Below are 271 nucleotides of genomic sequence, written 5' to 3'. Positions count from 1 at the left end.
ATCTTCTCACCCTTTCCACCATCCTCACTTTTATTACCTCCCTTCTCACCACCCCCGCCCTTCAACTCACCCTCCTAACCCAAATCCATCAATCTACCCAAACCTTCATCCACCCCCAAAATCATCTCACCTCCTCTCCCTCCATCCCCCCCCCCACCTCCCCCGTTTCCTACATACTTCTCACCACCCAACCAAATAATTCCCTCCCCTCCCTCTCCCCCTTTTACATAAATCTTCCCTTTATCTACAAACATTCCTTAACCCCTTCTTC

General features: G+C 50.2%; 1 protein-coding gene. It reads right to left on the bottom strand.

What is annotated here, in order from left to right:
- Positions 1 to 74 precede the first annotated feature (74 nt).
- Positions 75 to 254 (bottom strand): hypothetical protein, encoded by a 180-nt coding sequence (locus tag FS628_RS30595; protein WP_145326682.1) that lies wholly within the window; start codon positions 252 to 254, stop codon positions 75 to 77.
- Between the last annotated feature and the right edge of the window lie 17 nt (positions 255 to 271).

The organism is Paenibacillus xylanexedens, assembly GCF_007676705.1.
In the GTDB taxonomy this organism is placed as follows: Bacteria; Bacillota; Bacilli; order Paenibacillales; family Paenibacillaceae; genus Paenibacillus; species Paenibacillus xylanexedens_C.
Note: the sequence above shows the minus strand (reverse complement) of the source record. Positions and strands in the feature narration are given on the sequence as shown.